The 20380-nt window shown below is 43.5% G+C and carries 15 protein-coding genes and 1 other RNA gene; 7 read left to right on the top strand and 9 right to left on the bottom strand.

Features of this window, described 5'->3' with window-relative positions:
• Positions 1 to 4: 4 nt before the first annotated feature.
• Complete coding sequence (locus tag FHS24_RS04185; protein ID WP_183618939.1) at positions 5 to 1663, top strand: ABC1 kinase family protein; 1659 nt, start codon at positions 5 to 7, stop codon at positions 1661 to 1663.
• A 185-nt stretch (positions 1664 to 1848) separates the two neighbouring features.
• A complete protein-coding gene (locus FHS24_RS04190) occupies positions 1849 to 3285 on the top strand; it encodes an FAD-binding oxidoreductase (protein ID WP_183618940.1) in 1437 nt (478 codons plus the stop codon).
• Positions 3286 to 3379: 94 nt separating this feature from the next.
• Here the strand turns inward: FHS24_RS04190 and ruvB are convergent, their stop codons facing one another.
• The 5 genes from ruvB to FHS24_RS04215 form a co-directional block, all read right to left on the bottom strand.
• Positions 3380 to 4360: a Holliday junction branch migration DNA helicase RuvB gene (gene ruvB / locus FHS24_RS04195; protein ID WP_201563046.1), complete on the bottom strand. Its 981-nt coding sequence runs from the start codon at positions 4358 to 4360 to the stop codon at positions 3380 to 3382.
• A gap of 173 nt (positions 4361 to 4533) precedes the next feature.
• Complete coding sequence (ruvA, locus tag FHS24_RS04200) at positions 4534 to 5157, bottom strand: Holliday junction branch migration protein RuvA (protein WP_183619170.1); 624 nt, start codon at positions 5155 to 5157, stop codon at positions 4534 to 4536.
• 119 nt (positions 5158 to 5276) lie between these two features.
• Entirely contained in the window at positions 5277 to 6314 is a 1038-nt protein-coding gene (gene fba, locus FHS24_RS04205) for a class II fructose-bisphosphate aldolase (protein WP_183618942.1), read from the bottom strand.
• A 433-nt stretch (positions 6315 to 6747) separates the two neighbouring features.
• Positions 6748 to 7134 (bottom strand): hypothetical protein, encoded by a 387-nt coding sequence (locus FHS24_RS04210; protein ID WP_183618943.1) that lies wholly within the window; start codon positions 7132 to 7134, stop codon positions 6748 to 6750.
• 278 nt (positions 7135 to 7412) lie between these two features.
• A complete protein-coding gene (locus tag FHS24_RS04215) occupies positions 7413 to 8627 on the bottom strand; it encodes a phosphoglycerate kinase (protein ID WP_183618944.1) in 1215 nt (404 codons plus the stop codon).
• A 354-nt stretch (positions 8628 to 8981) separates the two neighbouring features.
• On the opposite strand from FHS24_RS04215, the gene FHS24_RS04220 reads away from it, so the two are divergent.
• The gene (locus tag FHS24_RS04220; RefSeq protein WP_183618946.1) at positions 8982 to 9311 is read left to right on the top strand and encodes a TraR/DksA family transcriptional regulator; all 330 of its coding nucleotides are present in this window, start codon (positions 8982 to 8984) and stop codon (positions 9309 to 9311) included.
• 38 nt (positions 9312 to 9349) lie between these two features.
• Here the strand turns inward: FHS24_RS04220 and FHS24_RS04225 are convergent, their stop codons facing one another.
• The gene (locus FHS24_RS04225; RefSeq protein ID WP_183618948.1) at positions 9350 to 10021 is read right to left on the bottom strand and encodes a thiamine phosphate synthase; all 672 of its coding nucleotides are present in this window, start codon (positions 10019 to 10021) and stop codon (positions 9350 to 9352) included.
• A gap of 91 nt (positions 10022 to 10112) precedes the next feature.
• The gene (locus FHS24_RS04230; protein ID WP_183618950.1) at positions 10113 to 11222 is read right to left on the bottom strand and encodes a serine hydrolase; all 1110 of its coding nucleotides are present in this window, start codon (positions 11220 to 11222) and stop codon (positions 10113 to 10115) included.
• Positions 11223 to 11685: 463 nt separating this feature from the next.
• Here FHS24_RS04230 and FHS24_RS04235 point away from each other — a divergent pair, with 463 nt between their 5' ends.
• The 3 genes from FHS24_RS04235 to FHS24_RS04245 all read left to right on the top strand — a co-directional run bounded on the left by FHS24_RS04235 (position 11686) and on the right by FHS24_RS04245 (position 16161).
• On the top strand, positions 11686 to 12321 hold the full coding sequence (locus tag FHS24_RS04235; RefSeq protein WP_183618952.1) for a response regulator: 636 nt from the start codon (positions 11686 to 11688) through the stop codon (positions 12319 to 12321).
• Positions 12322 to 12411: 90 nt separating this feature from the next.
• Positions 12412 to 14286: a sensor histidine kinase gene (locus tag FHS24_RS04240; RefSeq protein ID WP_227671720.1), complete on the top strand. Its 1875-nt coding sequence runs from the start codon at positions 12412 to 12414 to the stop codon at positions 14284 to 14286.
• Positions 14287 to 14439: 153 nt separating this feature from the next.
• Positions 14440 to 16161, top strand: a complete 1722-nt coding sequence (locus FHS24_RS04245) for a sigma 54-interacting transcriptional regulator (protein WP_183618954.1) — start codon at positions 14440 to 14442, stop codon at positions 16159 to 16161.
• Between the two features lie 47 nt (positions 16162 to 16208).
• On the opposite strand, the gene FHS24_RS04250 is transcribed toward FHS24_RS04245, so the two are convergent.
• The gene (locus tag FHS24_RS04250; RefSeq protein ID WP_227671721.1) at positions 16209 to 17762 is read right to left on the bottom strand and encodes a S41 family peptidase; all 1554 of its coding nucleotides are present in this window, start codon (positions 17760 to 17762) and stop codon (positions 16209 to 16211) included.
• 478 nt (positions 17763 to 18240) lie between these two features.
• The gene (gpmI, locus tag FHS24_RS04255; protein WP_183618956.1) at positions 18241 to 19899 is read right to left on the bottom strand and encodes a 2,3-bisphosphoglycerate-independent phosphoglycerate mutase; all 1659 of its coding nucleotides are present in this window, start codon (positions 19897 to 19899) and stop codon (positions 18241 to 18243) included.
• A gap of 246 nt (positions 19900 to 20145) precedes the next feature.
• Between gpmI and ssrS the strand changes: the two genes are divergently transcribed.
• Positions 20146 to 20341, top strand: a non-coding RNA gene (gene ssrS / locus FHS24_RS04260) — 6S RNA.
• The last annotated feature ends 39 nt before the right edge of the window (positions 20342 to 20380 follow it).

The raw sequence follows: 20380 nt of genomic DNA on the forward strand, positions 1-20380 counted from the left end.
TCCCATGCTACTATCCCATCGCGCCCGTTTACTTGAACTTTGGCGTATTGCCGCCGCTTATCGCATTGATACTCATCTGTCTGTCGAAGAAGCGCCGCAGCTACAACCTTTAGCGCGTTTAATCCGTTTGCATCCGGCAGCGTGGGGTAAAAAACATCAACCCAATGCGATTAAGTATGCGCTTGAAGATATGGGCACGCTGTTCTTAAAGCTGGGGCAATTGCTTTCGACGCGCCGCGATTTAGTGCCGCCTGAGATTATCGAGCAATTGGTGCAACTACAAGACAAAGTCAAACCTTTCGATTCTGACGTTGCCATTGCTCAAATCCAAGATTCAAAATATGGTCTTGGTCAATCTATCGCAACGCTATTTGCCCGCTTTGACGTTAAGCCGTTAGCAGCAGCTTCCATCGCTCAAGTGCATACAGCGGCTCTTCACGATGGGCGTGAGGTAGTGGTAAAGGTGGTTCGACCTGACATACGCACCACCATCGTCGCAGATTTTGAACTACTGCGTGAGCTTGCCAATTGGGCATCGGCACGTATCGAAGCGGCGCGAGCCATCCATATTATCGATATTGTCGAAGATTATCGCCAAGTGATGCTTAATGAATTGGACTTGACGTTAGAAGCAGACAATACCACGCAGATGCGCAATAACTTTTTAGGTTCAGCATTGATGTATGTGCCTGAAGTTTATGACGCTGCTAAAAATGTCATGGTGATGGAGCGTATTCAAGGCGTACCTATCTCGCAGGTTGAGGTTTTTGATCAGCTGGGTTATAACCGTGCGGCACTAGCAGAAAAAGGCCTAACGATATTTTTTACCCAAGTATTTCGTGATAACTTTTTTCATGCTGATATGCATCCGGGTAACGTATTTGTAGAAACGCCGCCGGTTAAAACACTCACTGCAGATATGGCAGCGGTTAACTTAGGTCATGAGCCGCGCTATATCGGCCTTGATTGTGCCATTATGGGTACGCTATCTAAAGACGACCAGCTTATCGTCGCGCGTATGCTGTTGGCGGTGATGAATAATAACTTCACGGCGATGGTTGATATCGTCAGCCGAGCAGGTTGGATACCACCCAATACCGATAAGCATGCTTTAATGCGTGATATGAAACGTACTGTCGGTCCAATGCTACAAAAGTCTATTAATGATATTGACTTTGCTGGTGTCCTGATGCAGATTTTAGATATCGCGCGCCGCCATCATATGAGCATTCCGCCACAGTTAATGCTGCTACTCAAAACCTTGGTACATGTTGAAGGACTGGGTCGCGACCTATACCCTGATCTTGATATTTGGTCACTGGCTAAGCCTATTTTAAGTAGCTGGATTAAAGAGCAGCTCGATCCGATGCGTAATTTGCAACACCTGCGTCAGCAGTTGCCAGAGATTCTATTATCGACGACTGATATTCCTAAGCTGCTAGATCAAGGTCTACAAAGCCTTGCCTCACAAGGCTCACGCCAAGACAGTCAGCTACGAGAGATCCAACAAATTCGCGCCGACATGCTCAATGACCGTCGCCGTGATTGGCTAGCACTTTCAGGCTTTGCTATGTTTATTGCTATTGCCACGCAAATTGGTTGGTTTGCGCCTATCTTTTATCTGTTAGCTATTGTTGTCGTTATTTGGCGGGTTTTAACTTAGATTACTGATTTTTTAATGGCAATGAATACTCGTTAATAGTTATAAAAGTAAAGCTTTTATTTAATAAGCTCTAATTCATTTTTATTGTCCTTTACGATAATAAAAATGAATTAGAGCTTAACTTTTTATCTTATTTAGCATTTAGTTTACTCAGTTAATATACGTCCTATATGGAGAATTTATCTATGTCGACCATATCATCTATATCACCCTCTCAGCTTCATGGTTCAGTAAAACCAGATAATAGTGAGGCTATTTCTGCTTTGCAAACACGCTTTGGCAAACAACTGAGCACCAATACAACAATACGTGAACAGCATGGTCATACCATGACGTGGCTTGCCAATCAGCCACCCGATGCGGTATTGACGGTACAGGATAAACACGAGGTTGCTGCTGCGGTTGAGATTTGCAATCAGTATCAAATGCCAGTGATTGCCTTTGGTATTGGCTCATCCTTAGAAGGTCAGTTAAACGCGCCCTATGGCGGATTATGTATCGATATGCATGCCATGGATGCGATATTACAGGTTAATAATGAAGACCTGACGGTTACCGTACAACCTGGCGTCACACGTGAGCAGCTCAATCATTATTTGCGTGATACCGGATTGTTCTTTCCGATAGACCCCGGTGCCAATGCCAGTATCGGCGGCATGGTAGCGACCCGTGCTTCAGGTACCAACGCCGTACGCTATGGCACCATGAAAGATGTGGTACTTGCACTTGAAGTGGTGACCGCGAGTGGTGATATTGTCCGCACCGGTACGCGTGCCAAAAAGTCTGCCGCTGGTTATGATTTGACGCGATTGATGATAGGCTCAGAAGGCACGCTTGGTATTGTCACCGAAGTTACGCTTAAATTATTCGGTATCAGCGAGTGTATAGGGAGCGGTATTTGCCACTTCCCAACGATTGAAGATGCTTGTCAAGCGGTGATGTTGACTATTCAAATGTGCTTGCCAATTGCCCGCATTGAGCTGCTCGATGCGATGCAAATCAAAGCCTGTAATCAATACGCTAATCTTGATTTAACTGAAACGCCTACGCTATTTGTAGAGTTCCATGGCACAGAAGCCAGCGTCGCTGAACAAGCGCAAATCTTTACTGATATCATCGAGGAATTCGGCGGTACGGATTTTGCTTGGGATACCAATGAAGCCGAACGTAAACGCTTGTGGCAAGCGCGGCATAACGCTTACCATGCCAGCTCTGCATTGCGGCCTGAGGCTAGCGCCCTATCTACAGATGCTTGCGTGCCCATTTCACGATTAGCAGAATGTGTCAGTGCAACGGCAAAAGATATCGAAGCGTCTGGCATGATTGGACCTATCGTCGGTCACGTAGGTGATGGTAACTTTCATGTTTTATTATTGGTCGATACCGATAACCCTGAAGAAGTCGCCACCGCCAACGGTATTATCAGCCGCCTTGCATCGCGTGCAATTGAGATGGATGGCACCTGTACCGGTGAGCATGGTATTGGACAAGGCAAACAGAAATATATGCAACAAGAGCATGGTAATGCATTAGTGCTGATGCAAGCGATTAAGTCAGCGCTTGATCCTAAGAATATTTTAAATCCAGGGAAAATATGGCCTGAGACTTTAACTACTACTTAATAAGCTTACAAAAATAAGTATAAAAAAGCACCTACTTTTAATTCGAGATTAAAAGTAGGCGCTTTTTTCATATTTAAAATTTTTAGTTTTCGAACTATAACATCTGATCAATCGCCATCTGCGTCAATACCCGACCGCGTGCAGTCCGCAGTACATAACCTTGCTGAATCAAGTATGGCTCAATCACATCTTCAAGCGTCCCACGATCCTCAGCCATTGCCGCCGCTACTGCTTCAACGCCAGCTGGGCCGCCATCAAAACGCTCCTGTAATATCTCGATATAACGTCTGTCTAAATGATCAAGACCACGTCTATCAACGGCGAGCATATCGAGCGCACTACCGGCTATCGCGCCATTGATACTACCGTCGCCTCTCACTTGGGCATAATCTCGGACACGGCGTAATAAACGATTGGCAATCCTTGGTGTCCCACGTGCACGGCGAGCAATCTCTACCGCGCCATCTTCACTCATTGGCACCCGCATCAAACGAGCCGCACGGCTAACAATGGTAGTCAAATCAGCGATATTATAAAACTCTAAGCGCTGCACGATACCAAAACGATCCCGCAGTGGTGAGGTCAGCAGCCCTGCTCTTGTCGTTGCGGCAACCAAAGTAAACGGCGGCAAATCAAGCTTGATAGAACGCGCAGCAGGACCTTCTCCAATCATGATATCCAATTGAAAATCTTCCATCGCTGGATACAGTATCTCTTCAATAACCGAACTCAAGCGATGAATCTCATCGATAAATAACACATCACCTTCTTCTAAATTGGTCAACATCGCTGCTAAATCACCTGGGCGCTCAAGCACTGGCCCTGAGGTAGAACGTAGATTACCACCCATTTCACGAGCAATAATATTGGCAAGTGTTGTCTTACCTAAGCCCGGTGGACCAAAGATAAGTGTATGATCCAACGGCTCGTTACGGCCTCTGGCAGCGCTAATGAACACTTCCATCTGCTCACGTACCACCGGCTGACCAATATATTCCGCCAATAGTGCCGGTCGAATATTGGAATCAGGCGCATCACCTGCCCCTTCTAACGGATTAATCAAACGATCTTGCATCATAGGTTTTATCATTTTATTTAAATCATTATTTTCAAAAGACTAGTTAATAAACAGCATAACCAAACGCTATGCATAAGTCATGCAAAACCTTATTAAGCACTTGCTAAAACGAAAATAAGCGACATCTAATGTCGCTTATTTCCTTCTCAGTTTATACATAAAAAATAGCGCTATTTAAAACTTTGAAACTGCTGCAGCGTCGCCTTTAATAAGCTTTGTGTATCTGTAAATATTTCGCCGTCAATTTTAGCCGCTTTAATCGCTTGCTGCGCTTCTCTTTCTTTATAGCCCAAACTAATCAGTGCGCCTTCTACTTCAGCGATGATACTGCCTTCCGCTGAAACGGGCGCAGGCTGAATCGCAAATTCTAAATTACTGTTATCAACCTCGATATTTTTCAGCTTGTCTTTTAGCTCAATCAATAAACGCTGCGCCGTTTTTTTACCAATGCCTGGGATACGCGTTAATGCAGTTTCAGATTCTTGCTCGACATGCATCTTTAGCTCAGCAGCTGACATCGCAGACAGCATAGCCAGTGCCATTTTTGCGCCAACGCCATTAATCTTAATCAACTGGCGAAAGACATCACGCTCTTTACGATCGATAAAGCCATAGAGCAGCTGCGCATCTTCACGCACATGAAAATGCGTCCAAATGCTCGCCTGCTCGTTGAGACGCAACTGGCAAAATGACGGTAGCGGTAGCTCTATATCATAGCCGACACCAGAGGTGGTCATGACACAGGCAGTCGGTGCCATCAAATACTGCACCTGTCCGTTAATCAACCCAATCATCATTCACCACCTTTTATAGAACCTACGTACAGTAAATAAATACAAAGCTTAAATATAGAAGCTGCGCTAAAAATAAGCCGCGCTGCTATGGATAAATCACCATGCCCTCTTGGCAAGACTTATTTATAAAAATCGACCATACCTTCAAGGCTAATAGGGCGAATCTTATGTGCTTGACCAGCAGAACCAAAGGCTTCAAAGCGATTGGTACAGATATCTGACATTGCTACCATAGAAGCTTTAAAGTATTTACGTGGATCAAATTCGCTTGGGTTTTCTGCAAGGAATTTACGGATTGCGCCCGTCGATGCTAAACGTAAATCGGTATCAATATTTACCTTACGTACACCATGCTTAATCGCTTCAACGATTTGCTCAACCGGTACACCATAAGTCTCACCGATATCACCGCCATTTTCATTGATCACTTTTAGCCACTCTTGCGGCACTGATGATGAGCCATGCATGACCAAATGCGTATTCGGAATACGCGCATGAATCTCTTTGACGCGCTCAATGGATAGGATGTCGCCTGTTGGTGGACGCGTGAATTTATACGCACCATGACTGGTACCGATCGCAATGGCTAGGGCATCTACATTAGTGTCTTTAACAAACTGCTCGGCTTCATCAGCGCTGGTCAATAGCTGCTCGTGATCTAATATACCTTCTGCACCAGAGCCGTCTTCTTCGCCCGCCATACCCGTTTCAAGGCTGCCCAAGCAACCGATTTCGCCTTCGACAGAGACACCGCACGCGTGCGCCATCTTGACCACTTCGCGAGTCACGCTAGCGTTATAATCATAATCCATCGGCGTTTTACCGTCTTCACCGAGCGAGCCATCCATCATCACTGATGAAAAACCAAGCTGGATTGAACGCTGACAAATCGCTGGCGACATACCATGGTCTTGATGCATTACGACTGGAATATGCGGCCATTCTTCAATTGCAGCAATAATCAGATGGCGCAAAAACGCAGAGCCTGCGTAACTACGTGCACCAGCACTGGCTTGTACGATAACAGGAGAGTCACAGGCGTCGGCCGCCATCATGATTGCACGCATCTGCTCTAAATTATTGACATTATAAGCAGGAACACCGTAGCTGTGCTCGGCGGCGTGATCTAGAAGTTGACGTAACGATATTAAAGCCATAAGACGCTCTCTGATTATATTCTAAAAATAGTATTTTGAAGGTGATATTAAGACATCATTTTTAACAATACGACGCTGCCATATTTGCACTGCAACTTAGCTTTGCAATGGATAATCCATTATAAGCCAACAAAAAACACTGTTTCTTGCTCGTCATTATTACGCCGTGATTATAGCAAAAATTGCCGCTGCTTCGTAGTAATTAGCTGACTATTTCTTATCCGCTCGTTCCTGCTCGCTTAATTGGTTGATTCATTGACTAAACAGCTAGTAAGTAAAGTGCAATCTATTCCGGATTAAGGAAACGCTCTAACAAGGATGACTATATTTTACATACAAAAAAGCCTTGGCTATTACCAAAGCTTTTTAAATATTTTGAGGGCTTATAAAGTAATTAGTACTTATAACCAATGCTTAAAATTAAAACTACTAATTAGTACTGTTGCTCTGCTTCTACTGCATTTTCACTAGCTTTATCTTCAACAGCAGCTGCGCCATCGGCAACCACACCAGCAGTAGCGGATACGGCTTCATTTGCGCCTACCACAACCGCTTCGCCAGTATTTGCTAGTGCATCAGTCGCAGCAGCACCGGCAGTTTCAGCGCTTTCGGCAACTTCAGCACCCGCATTTTGGGCAGCAACTTCAGCTTCAGCAGCAGCGGCTTCTGTTTCAGCAGCGGCAGCATCAGCGTTAGCAGCAGTATCTTCAGCAGCAGAATCAGCAGCAGCTGCCGTTTTATCTTGTGTTTCTTGGCTACATGCAGTGATTGCAAAAGTACCAGCAAGTACGCTAGCAAGTAATAAATGACGTTTTAACATAATAAACCTCTCGTAAATAAAGCATGCCAAATACATGATTTGCGCTATTTTATAGAGTGCAAATTAGACATGCAATAATAATTTTCAGTATAGAAACAAATAATTACCACTTAATAATAATCAGTGACCACTTCTACTTATTGCTTTCATATTGACAGTTTAAGCATCGATTGAAAGCTAAACATGGCGGGCACCTTATTATTTTTATAGCCTAACCTAGATGCTCACGATAAGTTGTACGTCTACTGTTACTCAACTGCTGAAGTATCGTTAAGCGCTTACTCGCTAATTTGTAAGGCGGCGACAGCAGGTAACACTTTACCTTCTACAAATTCTAGGAATGCGCCGCCGCCTGTTGACATATAGCTAACACCATCAGCCACTTGATATTTATCAATTGCCGCTAAAGTATCGCCGCCACCAGCAATCGAGAAACCTTGACTGTTTTTAACGGCATTTGCTACGATTTGGGTGCCCTGACCGAAAGCATCGACCTCAAAAACGCCGACCGGACCATTCCATAAGATGGTTTTTGCCTTGATGATAGCATCAGCCAATTGCTTAGCACTTGCCGGCGCGATGTCTAAGATCATATCATTGTCGCCAATCGCATCGACAGATTTGATAGTCGCAGCAGCTTGTTGTAATGAGCCGGTAAAGTCATCAAAGTTGATGTCGTTTTTATCAGCAACGACCACATACTCAGGTAATAAAATCTCAGTTTTACTCATGATGTCACGAGCAGTTTCCACCAAGTCCGCCTCATATAAAGAAGCACCAACGCTATGACCTTGGGCTGCTAGGAAAGTGTTAGCAATACCGCCACCGACGATAATCTGTGAGCATACTTCAGCCAAGCTATGCAGTACTTCAAGCTTAGTCGATACTTTCGAGCCACCAACGATTGCGAGCATCGGCTGTGCTGGTGTTTCAAGCGCTAAGCTCAACGCATCAAGCTCTGCTGCCAATAAAGGTCCGGCGCAAGCTACTTTGCCTGCTTGGTGCATGGCTTGAGTAACGCCTTCTGTCGATGCCTGCGCACGGTGAGCGGTGCCAAATGCATCCATCACGAATACATCGCATAAGTCAGCGTATTTCTGCGCCAAATCTGCATCGTTTTTCTTCTCGCCTTTATTAAAGCGCACGTTTTCTAGCAATACGACTTCACCGGCGTTGATTACCACGCCTTTAATCAAATAGTCAGTGTTTAAACTGACTGGCTTTGATAGTTGTGTGGCTAATTTATCGCTCAGATAATCAGCGACTGGTGCTAGCGAATATATGGCTTCGGGGCTGCCTTCAGTCGGACGACCGAGATGTGAGCACACAATCACCGCAGCGCCTTTTTCTAGCGCCATTTTGATGGTAGGCAAACTGGCTTGCAGGCGAGCATCACTGCTGACTTTGCCGTCTTTAATAGGCACATTTAAGTCTTCACGAATCAATACCACTTTATCCGTTAAGCTTAGCTCACTCATACGCAAAAAATTCATTACCTGCTCCTATGCATCATCTATGGTTAATCTACCGTGTGGCTTTTATTCATTACTAAAAAGTATTATTGAAATTATCTAATCGGCTGTTTTTAGGCTGTTGTTGCTTATGATTTTGTAAAAACAGCCCAACAAGAATTTGCGGCGGTGTATTCTAGCAGTTTTCTAGCAGATGCTCGTAAAGAACCTGCGATAAATTTTGCCCAGTAAGCTTAGACAATAAAAAAATAGGCGAAATTTCAATAAAAATCAGTAACATTTCGTGGTGGTACTCAATCGTTAGGCTGTTTATCATAAAACAGTTAGTAATCATAAATAATGCCAACAATAAAAACATCCCATTAGGAGAGCCCAATGAGTATCGACCTTAAAGCTGCCAAACAAGAATTATTAAAACTCAAAGAAGAATATGAGACTCGTATCGATAAAATCGAGGATCATATCCAAAACCCGCAAGATGACCTCAATGAACATTGGGAAGATCAAGCCATCTCTTATCGTCAAAATGACATGCGCACAAATTTAATGGGCGAAGCACGTCAAAGTTTAGTCTATGTTGAAAACGCCCTAAGCCGTATTGAAAACGGCACTTACGGTGAATGTGAAGTATGTGGTGAGAAAATTGAAGAGCAACGCTTGCAGGCGTTACCTTATGCGACCCTTTGTATGGAACACGCTGAGTGATACTTCATTGTTATCTCTAAATCAACCGTTTATACCGCTTATACCGCAGGCGCACACCAAGTATCGAGCGCCTGCTGCCACTGCTGACAACGCGCAGCGATTTGCTGCATGGGTAAGTCCATAATATCTCCAACGACTGCCACATAAGCAATCGGCAAACCTGCCAGCTCAACGATATTTTCTGCGCTCAACCCACCAATCACACACATATTGATCCCTTGCTGACAGCCATCAATAAGCTGCTGGCGTGAGATGATATTGGCATTGGGCTTGGTGTTTGAGGCAAAAACTGCCCCCATCGCCGCATAGCTTGCACCCTCTTTTTTGGCTTCTTTGACTAAATCCACATCACCATGACAAGTACGACCAATAGTCTGTTTAGGCGCAAGTTGACGTTTGGCATCATTAATATCGCCATCTTGCTGACCCAAATGCACACCAACACCCAGTTTTTCAGCAAGTTTTATATCATCATTGATGACCACCGGAACATCATAGGTCTTTGCCAAACGGACTATTTGCACCGCTTCATCATAGAGTTTTGCGGCGCCATCAGGCAGCTTTAAAGTCTTTTTACGGCGGATTTGTAAGAGCGCTATCAACCCTGTCGCGAATGCTGCTTCTAGCTTGGCATATAAAACTGGGAACTCGTCGTCATTGGTAAGTAAGTATAGTTTGGGAGCTCGCGTAACAGTCAATGCTTGAGTCATATAGTTTTCCTAAAGCGCATCCTAAATTCAACACAATAAAAAGGCTGTTATATCGCATAACAGCCTTTTTATAAACATTAAAACAGCAAGCCTACACTGTACGGCGAGTCGCTAAACTGTTTAGAATGTTTTTGGCATCACCCCAACGCGTCGCTGAGCTGTTCGCGCCTAAAATCACAATAATCGCAGGACGATTATTAACGCGTGTTTCCATCACGACGCAACGACCAGCTTCATTGATAAAGCCTGTTTTTGAGATACCAATAGGATAGCTACCATCACGTACTAAGCTGCTTGTGTTATTGGCTTTATAAGTACGGTTGCCACTTGAGAAGTTAGAGACATAAAAGTCGTAGCTTTTGGTGGTAGAAAAACGACGAATGACATCGTAGTTACCAGCAGCACGCACCATTTTGACTAAATCATTTGATGAAGCTACGTTACGCTTATCAAGACCGGTTGGATCACCGAAGAACGCAGTGGTCATACCCAAGTCTTGCGCTTTGCGATTCATCGCACGAATAAAGGCGCTATAACCACCTGGATAATTACGCGCTAGACTTTTTGCTGCTGGGTTTTCTGATTTCATCAATGCCATCAATAACATCTCAGCACGGTTTAAACGGTCGCCTGACTTCAGGTTTGAGCTGGCGCGTTTAGGACCGACAAAGTCTTCGGGGTCAAGTGTGAGCTCTTCACGCATGTCAAGACCGGCATCTAACACTACCATCGCCGTCATAACTTTGGTGATACTGGCCATTGGACGGGCAATATCAGCGTCTTTTTCGTAGATAGATTCGCCTGTTTCAGCATCGATGACCGCAACACTGCGCGAATCGGTGCTGATTGGAATCATACTACTACTGCCAAAACTGCCACGGTAGGTGGTGTTATAGCTGTTGGCATTAGTCGTATTGTTAAAGCTGTTATTACTACTACCAAACGTACGGGTATTGGTAATATTGGTGGTACCATGACCGTTATCTACTTTTTTAATCGCCGAGCCGCTATTACTATTATTGGCTTTATACATGATGCTGCGAGCTTCGGACAGGCTATCAGCACCGCCCCAGCTCACGCGAGCGCTAGACTCTGAGCTAGAACCACCATTAATTGTAAGTGCGGCTTGTGCAACACTGCCCAAACTCAATGAAATCATAGCAGCGATTAATTGCTGTTTGGTTAATGGTAGTTGCTTCATTATGCCTCCTGCTGCCGCGCTGCCATTAGTTAGGGAGTCAGTTACATACTCACTAACAGCAACCACGTACGTAGCGTTTATGGATGTGTTTGTAGATACTCACATAGAGTTTTTGTATTTTTAGTGTATCATGGTTTGCATTTAAGTTTAATCTACTAAATCAATTAGATGTCATTTTTTAGCCACGTTCAAACTTTACTACATTTACTTTATATTACAGCAATACTTATTAACACTGGCGCAATATAGCATTACATTTAAGCCTATAACCTCTTAATTGCAAGGTTAATATTAAACTATGACGCTTAATATGATGGTCTTTGTTAATTGATAAATTTATGGTAGCAATTTTTTAGAGTATTTCAATAAAGCAATACAATAAAGCACCCAAAAATAAGACACGCTAAACAGCTTAACATTAGCTGTGCACCCTTTATTTTGACAGATAGAAAAGAGTACAACTATGATTCGAGTATTAGTAGTAGATGATCATGATTTGGTGCGAATGGGCATTAGCCGTATGTTGGCAGATAGTGCTGATATCGAAGTCGTAGGCGAAGCAGATAGCGGCGATATGGCGATTAAAATGGCAAAACAGCTACGCCCCGATGTGATATTACTGGATGTCAATATGCCCAATATTGGTGGTCTTGAAGCAACCAAACGCTTGGTTCAGCTAGATATGGGTATCAAGATATTGGCCGTCAGCAGTATGTCAGCGCAGCCTTATCCTTCCATGCTTATCAAAGCGGGCGTTAATGGTTATATTACCAAAGGTACGCCGCTCGATGAGATGATACGTGCGGTCAAAAAAATCTATCAAGGTGGGCGCTACTTTAGCCAAGACGTCGCCGAACAATTGGCGGACGTACTTTTATCTGATAATGCCAAATCGCCTTTTGACTTATTAAGTGACCGCGAAAAACAAGTCGCCATGATGGTGGTCAATTGCCAAAGTCCGCAGCAAATCGCTGATCAGTTATTTGTCAGTGTTAAAACCATCAATACTTATCGTTATCGTATTTATGAAAAAGTCGGTGTCGATAGCGATGTGAAATTGACCCATCTGGCCATTCGTCATGGTCTTATTCAACCGTAAGTTACTAAGCATAAATTGCTAAGCGTAAATTGCTAAGTCTAGTAAGCAACTCCCCTTCTATTATGTTTAACTTAAAAGGCTTTAGAGCCAGTGAAAACTTTAAAGCCTATGAAACCTCTAAAGCCTGTGCAATCGTTAAAATCCAAGCAAGATGAGCAGCATGAGAAATCTGCTACTAGCCTTATAGCCGCTATTATGGATTATTTGCAGCGCGATGATACTTTGCCGGTGCCGCAGCTGCGTAGATTGGGTTTGATCTATAGCAGCTATCGCTTTATCGTCAGCCTGTTTTCTATGCTGATGGTCTATATCACTGTACGCTCTAGCGATGACGCCTCACTACCGAGTTTTTTGCAGCAAACCGCACTCAGCTTTTACGTCCTGCTGAGCCTGATTTTACTTGGTTTATTTTACGTCGTGACCAAGCATCTGCGGCGACAGCTGGCTTTTGGCTTAGTAGTAGATGTCATCATTTTAAGCTTATTACTTTATACTGCTGGTGCGCCCGATTTGCAGTTGACCATGCTATATATGGTGGTGGTCGCCGCCAGCTTTATGCTTTTACATAGCTCGCAAGCACTTATTATTACTTTGCTTGCGATTATATTTGTTATCTACCAGCAGTTTTTTTATGCCATTGCCAATAGTATGAGTTTGGCAAATCTGGGTGACGCGCTACTGATGTCTGCCAGCTTTTTAGCTGTTGGAGGCTTAAGTTGGTCAATCTCACAGCGTTTGGTCCAGCTTGAAAAAGTAGCAGCAAGCCACGCCAAAGAAGTCGAACGCTTAAACGTCATTAATCAAGAAGTCATCACGCAAATGGTGAATGGCGTTATCGTCATTGACTGTAAGCATGTTGTGTTGGCAAACCTTGCCGCCTATCAGCTGCTTAGCATCTCAAACCCTTCCCCACTAGCGATGACAGAGGCGGTCGATACCAGTCACATGCTAAAGATGCTAAGCACGACAGCGAAAAAAGCGCCACACTATGATGATAACCAACCTGTAAACGATAACCAACCTGTATCTGATTTTCAGCAGCAGCTACGCGCAAAACATCTGCAACTACTCGAAGCCTGCTTATCGGTAGAAGCTGGGCAATCTCGCACTTTTATTTATGAGTTACCAGCGGTGGCCAATGTTTCAGTCGTCGGTAAGCTGCGTGTCGAGATTATTCCTTTAAAAGATGACAGCAAGCTAATCATATTAGAAGATTTACGCCGTGAACAAGCCAGCGCACAGCAATTAAAATTGGCGTCTTTAGGACAACTTACCGCTAGTATTGCGCATGAAATAAGAAATCCCTTGGCAGCTATTTCCCAAGCCAGCCAATTATTGATAGAAGATATTGAAGAAAGCCAGACAACAAATAACGATGTAAGCGAAACTGATGCAATGGCGGGCAACCATGAGCTATATAAAATGATATTTACGCAGACCAAGCGCGTCAATCGCATTATTGAAGATGTCTTAAAGCTGTCTCGTCAGCATACTGCGAATCAACAAATGATTGTTCTTGCGGATTGGATGCCAACATTTTTAAACAATTACTTTCAAGGTCATGATGTTTTTTTACACAGCCATACGCAGCCGACAATCTCCTTTGACACTCACCAGTTAGAGCAGATTCTTATCAATTTAGTTAACAATGGTTTACGCCATAGCAGCTATGCCCACCCTCATGCTATTGTGGAAATCGAGATTTATTGTGCTGATAACGATGTTATAATTGACGTGTTAGATGATGGTACGGGCGTTAGTAATGCGGATTTTAACCATTTGTTTAATCCGTTTTTTACCACCGATAAAGCTGGCACAGGTTTGGGATTATATTTATCACAAGCGTTCTGTGAGGCCAATCATGCGCGCTTGCTTTATATTCCAGAACATAAAAAAACCTGCTTCCGTTTGATTGCGCCCGCCATTCAACATGAAGTCTTTGACAGTAAAAATGAAAGCATATAGGAAGCGTTTGCCTAATAATTGAAAACCTATAAATGTTTTATAAACGCTACTATTTATGCACTATAAACTTTGATACGATGATTTTTTAATACCTTTTTAACACCCTTGTAGTACTTGAAGACAATGAAGTACTTGAAAACAATGAGATGATGTATGACCACAACCGCGCTAGTCGTTGATGACGAAGTAGATTTATGCCGCTTGATGCAAATCACGTTGACCAAGATGGGCATCAAAAGTGATGTGGCCTATACTTTGTCGCAAGCCAAATCCTATTGGCAAGAAAATGACTATGATTTTTGTTTAACCGATTTAAAGCTACCTGATGGTTCAGGGTTAGAGTTGGTTAAGCACATTAGCGGCAGCTCAACGACGCCTATTGCGGTGATTACGGCACACGGTAGTATGGATTTGGCGATTGAAGCGTTAAAGCTAGGCGCTTTTGATTTCGTGAATAAACCGCTTGAGCTGCCCCGCCTGCGTCAACTGGTTGAAAGCGCTCTCAAGGTTATTCATCAAGATAATGCGGCCAAATTGACACCTGAACGTTCACCTGAGCAGCAAATGCTCGATAGCCGTCTGATTGGCGACTCTGCTGTCATGCATCCGCTAAAAAATACGATTTTAAAATTGGCGCGCTCACAAGCTCCAGTTTTTTTATCAGGGGCTTCAGGCACTGGTAAAGAAGTGGTGGCGCGCTTGATTCATGATTTAAGCCCGCGTCGAGATGGAAGCTTTGTACCCGTCAACTGTGGAGCAATACCGTCAGAGCTGATGGAGTCGGAATTTTTTGGTCATAAAAAAGGCAGCTTTACTGGCGCTGTTGCCGATAAACAAGGACTGTTTCAACAAGCCGATGGCGGCACTCTATTTTTAGATGAGGTCGCTGACTTGCCATTAGCGATGCAGGTTAAATTACTGCGCGCTATTCAAGAGAAAACGGTACGAGCCATCGGTGATACCAAAGAGGTACCAGTCGATATTCGTATCTTGTCGGCAACCCATAAGGATTTGAATCAGCTGGTACAGGTAGGGAGTTTCCGCCAAGATTTGTATTATCGTATTAATGTGATTGAGCTTAAACTGCCAACGCTTAACGCGCGTCGTGATGATATCCCTGTATTGGCCAAGCACTTTTTGGCACTCATCGCCGATGAATGGCAATTGGAGTCGCCGCCTTTACTGACTGACAATGCTTGCGCGCGCCTGCAACATCATGATTTTGCTGGTAATGTTCGGGAGTTGCGTAACGTCCTTGAGCGCGCGGTCACCTTGGCAGAAACGTCGACTATCGATGCCAGTCATTTAGGTCTACCTGATTTTGATAGCCACCAAGAAGTGATAACCTCTGCAAGTCAAAATATCAGTACCAATAAAGCGAGCATCTCGAACGCCTCTGTTTCAAATAAAAGTGAAAGCTCAGTAGCTGACTCAATACAAGATAATTCCATAAAAAGTAAGATAGAAACAGACAGCACGCAACAAGCAAAAACTAATATACATCCTTATCGAACTACCATTCAGCATTATCCTTCCATGAATACAAGCTCAACGAGCACGCGCTCAGCAGAAAATACCGAAAAACTTGCTAATAAATCAATGGCTAGTAGTTTAGATGCGTCAACCATCAATCAAGTTGATGAGCAGGACAGTGTAAGTAAAGCAGTGAATATAGAAGATGTTGCGACTGGTCAATTACCCGCCCAAGGGTTAGAGCATTATCTACAAGAACAAGAAAAACGGCTTATTATTACGGCTCTTAAGCAAACAAACTGGAATAAGACCCAAGCGGCTGAATTACTGGGTACAACTTTTCGCTCTTTACGCTATCGCATGACCAAGCTAGAGATTGCTGAAGATCAGTCTGAATCATAAATACTAGTAAATATTGAAGCGATGCCTCAATTTAAACTCCACTTAAATTAAAGTTTATCTTTAGCAGTCGGCTTATCAATCACATGGTCGATCACAGTATTGTTTTGAGTGACTTTCTTTTTAATCGTTTCATCTTTAATAATCTTATCTTGCTTAACACTGCTGTCTGCTTGTGCCTTACGTACAAAGCGTATACCAGCAGGCAGTGCTTTCTGACTGAGTAAATCAAGCGCCTGTTGCTCCCATGTGCTCTCATTACCCAAAAACGTCACATCAGGCTCTACCCCAACCCCATCTATTTTTTTACCTAATGCGGTCATATAGTGGGCAACTGTCAGCTTGACCGCTTGCTCATCATTGAGCGGTATAACGGACTGTACTGAACCCTTACCATAACTGACCTCGCCCAAGATAGTGGCGCGCTTTTGCACTTGCAAACTACTGGCTAATACCTCGGCAGCTGAGGCTGAATAGCGATTTTGTAAAACTACTACGGGCAATGCTTCTAATAACGCTGCGCCCTGCGTCGATAGCGTGCGCGAATCACTCTGGCGACCTTTTACTTGTACCACATCAGTATCAGTCATAAACAAGCTGGCAACGCTTACGGCTGACGCCAATACGCCGCCTGGATTATCCCGCATATCTAATAATATTCCTGTAACGGGGGCATCTAAATCAATCAAACTTTGCAGTAATTTCTCACGGCTATTGTTTTGAAATGCGGGTAACCTAATAATGGCCATACCATCAACAAGTCGAGTTTCAATAATTTGCGGATGATTGTTATTACGCTGCAAAGTCGTGGTGTGTTTACGGCGCCCTGCTTTTGATGTCACCACATCCACTTGCGTGCCAGCAACCCCTGTCAAAAGTTGCTCGACATCATTACTTTCTTCCTCTTCACCAAGCTTAAACTCATCCACTTGATGCAAATAGTCCCCAACGGCAATGCCCTTTTTATCAGCAGGTGAGCCATCAATTACCTCCGTAATCACCCAATACCCTTCTTTTGGCTGATATTGCACCTTTATACCGATATCACCGACATCCCCTTCAGTAAAAGCACGCAAATTCTCATAAGCCTCTGCATCCAAAAACTCAGCATGGCTATCAAGCTTGGTCAACATGCCGCTCATGGCATTATTAAACAATTCTTCATCTTTTACCGCATCTACATATTCACGGCGTACCAAATCAACGACAGCAACAAAGGTTTTTAGAGTTTCAGGAGAAATGGCGTTTAATGACACCTGCGCCACTTCATCTGGAATGTCAGTATTAATCGCATCTGAACCATTATCCAATGCACTTTCATCAGCGACAGCATCTATCGAGTCATCAACTTGATCGGCTGATTCTAGCATGTCCGCAATATCTGACAAATGGTCCGCACCATTATCCAGTGGCACATCATCTGCATTAAGACTGATTAATTGCAAACTTGAAGTAGGGGTTTTATTATTATTGATTTTACCGCTATTGTTAATAGCTGCTTGGGCAGATAAGTTCACAACGCTTAACCCCAGTAAGCTTGTGAGAATAGCTGGCTTTAATACATGCGAGCCAATAGATTTAAAGCCAAAAGATTGAGAACTCATGAATCGGGAACTCATAAACAATGTCATCATTGGGTTTTCCAATCTTTTAAACATCAATAGAGATAAAGAGCTAATAGGACGCATAAAAGAAACCCCTTAAAAATTTGGTTATTTTGGTTTGGTTATTATTGTTATAACTTTGTTAGATATATCAGATTATTATATGGTCATTTATGATTATAAAGTGATTAATAAATGATAGAGTTATTAATCAACAATGTCCGTTAAAATAACACCAAGCTACTACCTTAAACTAGGATAGTATTGCAAATAATTTAGGCAAAATGTATCGGGTAAAACGCATCAAAAACAAAGCAGCAGAAAAGATCGAAAAAAGCACATAAAAAAAGAGAAGGATAGTAAATATCCCTCCCTCTTTTAAAATGCTTAGCCGTACTAATAAGCTGTTAAAGCCTTACTATTAAGCATTAGTGATTAATCATTAGCCATCAAGCATTAATGCTACATGACCGTACTATTACAATGCTGGAAGCAATAAATTTTCACCGGTCATCTCACCTGGCTGCTCAATATTCATTAACGCTAAGATAGTTGGCGCAATATCACTCAGCTTACCGCCACTACGCACTTTTACTGATTTCTCACCAATATAAATCAATGGCACGTGTTCCGTAGTGTGCTGCGTATGTACCTGCCCGCTTTCATAATCTTGCATCTGCTCACAGTTACCATGGTCAGCGGTGATAAGCATGTTGCCACCCGCTGCTCGCACTGCTGTTTCTACGCGACCAATACAGACATCTAGCGCTTCTACTGCTTTAACCGCCGCGTCAAAGATACCTGTATGCCCAACCATATCGCCATTGGCATAGTTGACTACTAACACATCATATTTACCTGACTCAATGGCCGCTACCAATTCATCCGTCACTTCAGGTGCGCTCATTTCTGGCTTTAAATCATAGGTGGCGACATCAGGAGATGGCACTAAAATACGCGTCTCGCCTTTATACTCTTCCTCACGACCACCACTAAAGAAAAACGTCACATGCGCATATTTCTCAGTTTCGGCAATACGTAGCTGGGTTTTACCTTTATTCTGCAGATATTCGCCAAGGGTATTAGTCAATGAGGTTGGATAATAAGCAATGCTGGTTTTTGGATTGTCTGCTAAAACGTCAGAGTATTTAGTCAACATTACAAAAGCGGAAAGCTTTGGCTGTTTATGACGAGCAAAACCTGAAAACTCATGGTCTGGAAGCACAAAGGCTTGTGCAAGCTCACGGGCACGATCGGCACGGAAGTTCATAAAGATAAGCGCATCATTATCATCAACGGTATATGGCACCTCATCACGACCAATAACAATGGTCGGATTGATAAATTCATCAGTTTCACGTGCTTTGTACGCCGCTTGTACCGCGCCATCGGCACGCGTCGCTAAGCGATCGGCTTTACCTTCGGTAATAAGCTCATAGGCTTTTTGGACGCGATCCCAACGATTGTCACGATCCATCGCATAGTAGCGCCCGATAATGCTGGCAATCTGTACGCGACCACCTTCGTAATGGGCGTTGAGTTTCCCAATATGCTCTCGTAAGCGATTGATATACTTATCAGCAGACTTTGGTGGCGTATCACGGCCGTCTAAGAAGCAGTGCACAAAGACGTTTTTGGCACCGTGCACCAATGCTGAGTGACACATCGCTTCGATATGGTCTTGATTCGAATGAACGCCACCATCTGATAACAGCCCCATAATATGAACGTTACCGCCAAGCTTATTAGCGGCTTTAACCGCATTGACTAAGGCTTCGTTTTTATAAAACTCGCGATTGGCCACTTCACTTGAGATACGGGTTGAATCTTGGTAAAGAACGCGACCTGCGCCCAAATTCATATGGCCGACTTCTGAGTTACCAAACTGACCATCTGGTAGGCCGACATCTTCTCCCGAAGCAGATATTAACCCATGCGAATATTGCTGATAAATCTTATCCAAGTTTGGCATATTGGCAGCAGCAATCGCATTATCCTTGTCATCTTCACGATGCCCAAAACCATCTAGTATCATTAAGACATGCGGCACTTTTTTATTCTGCTCGCTATCCTGCTTATTATTGAGCTGGGCCTGACTATCGTTGATAAATTCTGATTGTTGCTGGTTATGGGTCATGGATTACCGCTCCTCAAGTGGATGAACGCCTATAATGCTATATTAGGATGTTTAAAGCCCTCTATATTACCACACATCTCCAAATAGCTGAAAAATCACCCCTTTAAGTCCGTGGTTATGGGCTTAAAGCGCCTTTATTTGCTAGAAAACACGCTTAAAACTCGACATCAATAATACTAATAACTACACCTACGTAGCAATCTGTAAATCGTACTTGCAATCACTCAAACCATTGGTTAAGATAATTATATTCTGAAGTGTTGGCTAGTAGATGTTTATTCCCTGAGCCGATAATGCTTTACCAGGATGTGGTACCTATTGCTTCATTGTGTATGCCTGCACCGCTTGCGGTGTCTCAGGAAACCTGCAGAGGCAGTGACGCATCCGCCCTGAACTTCACGGTTCATGGGTCACCATCTTACGGCGGCACTTCGGTTGTTTCATTCAGTTATTAGCTATTTTTTTATAAACATTATCTTTA

The organism is Psychrobacter luti, assembly GCF_014192115.1.
Lineage (GTDB): Bacteria > Pseudomonadota > Gammaproteobacteria > Pseudomonadales > Moraxellaceae > Psychrobacter > Psychrobacter luti.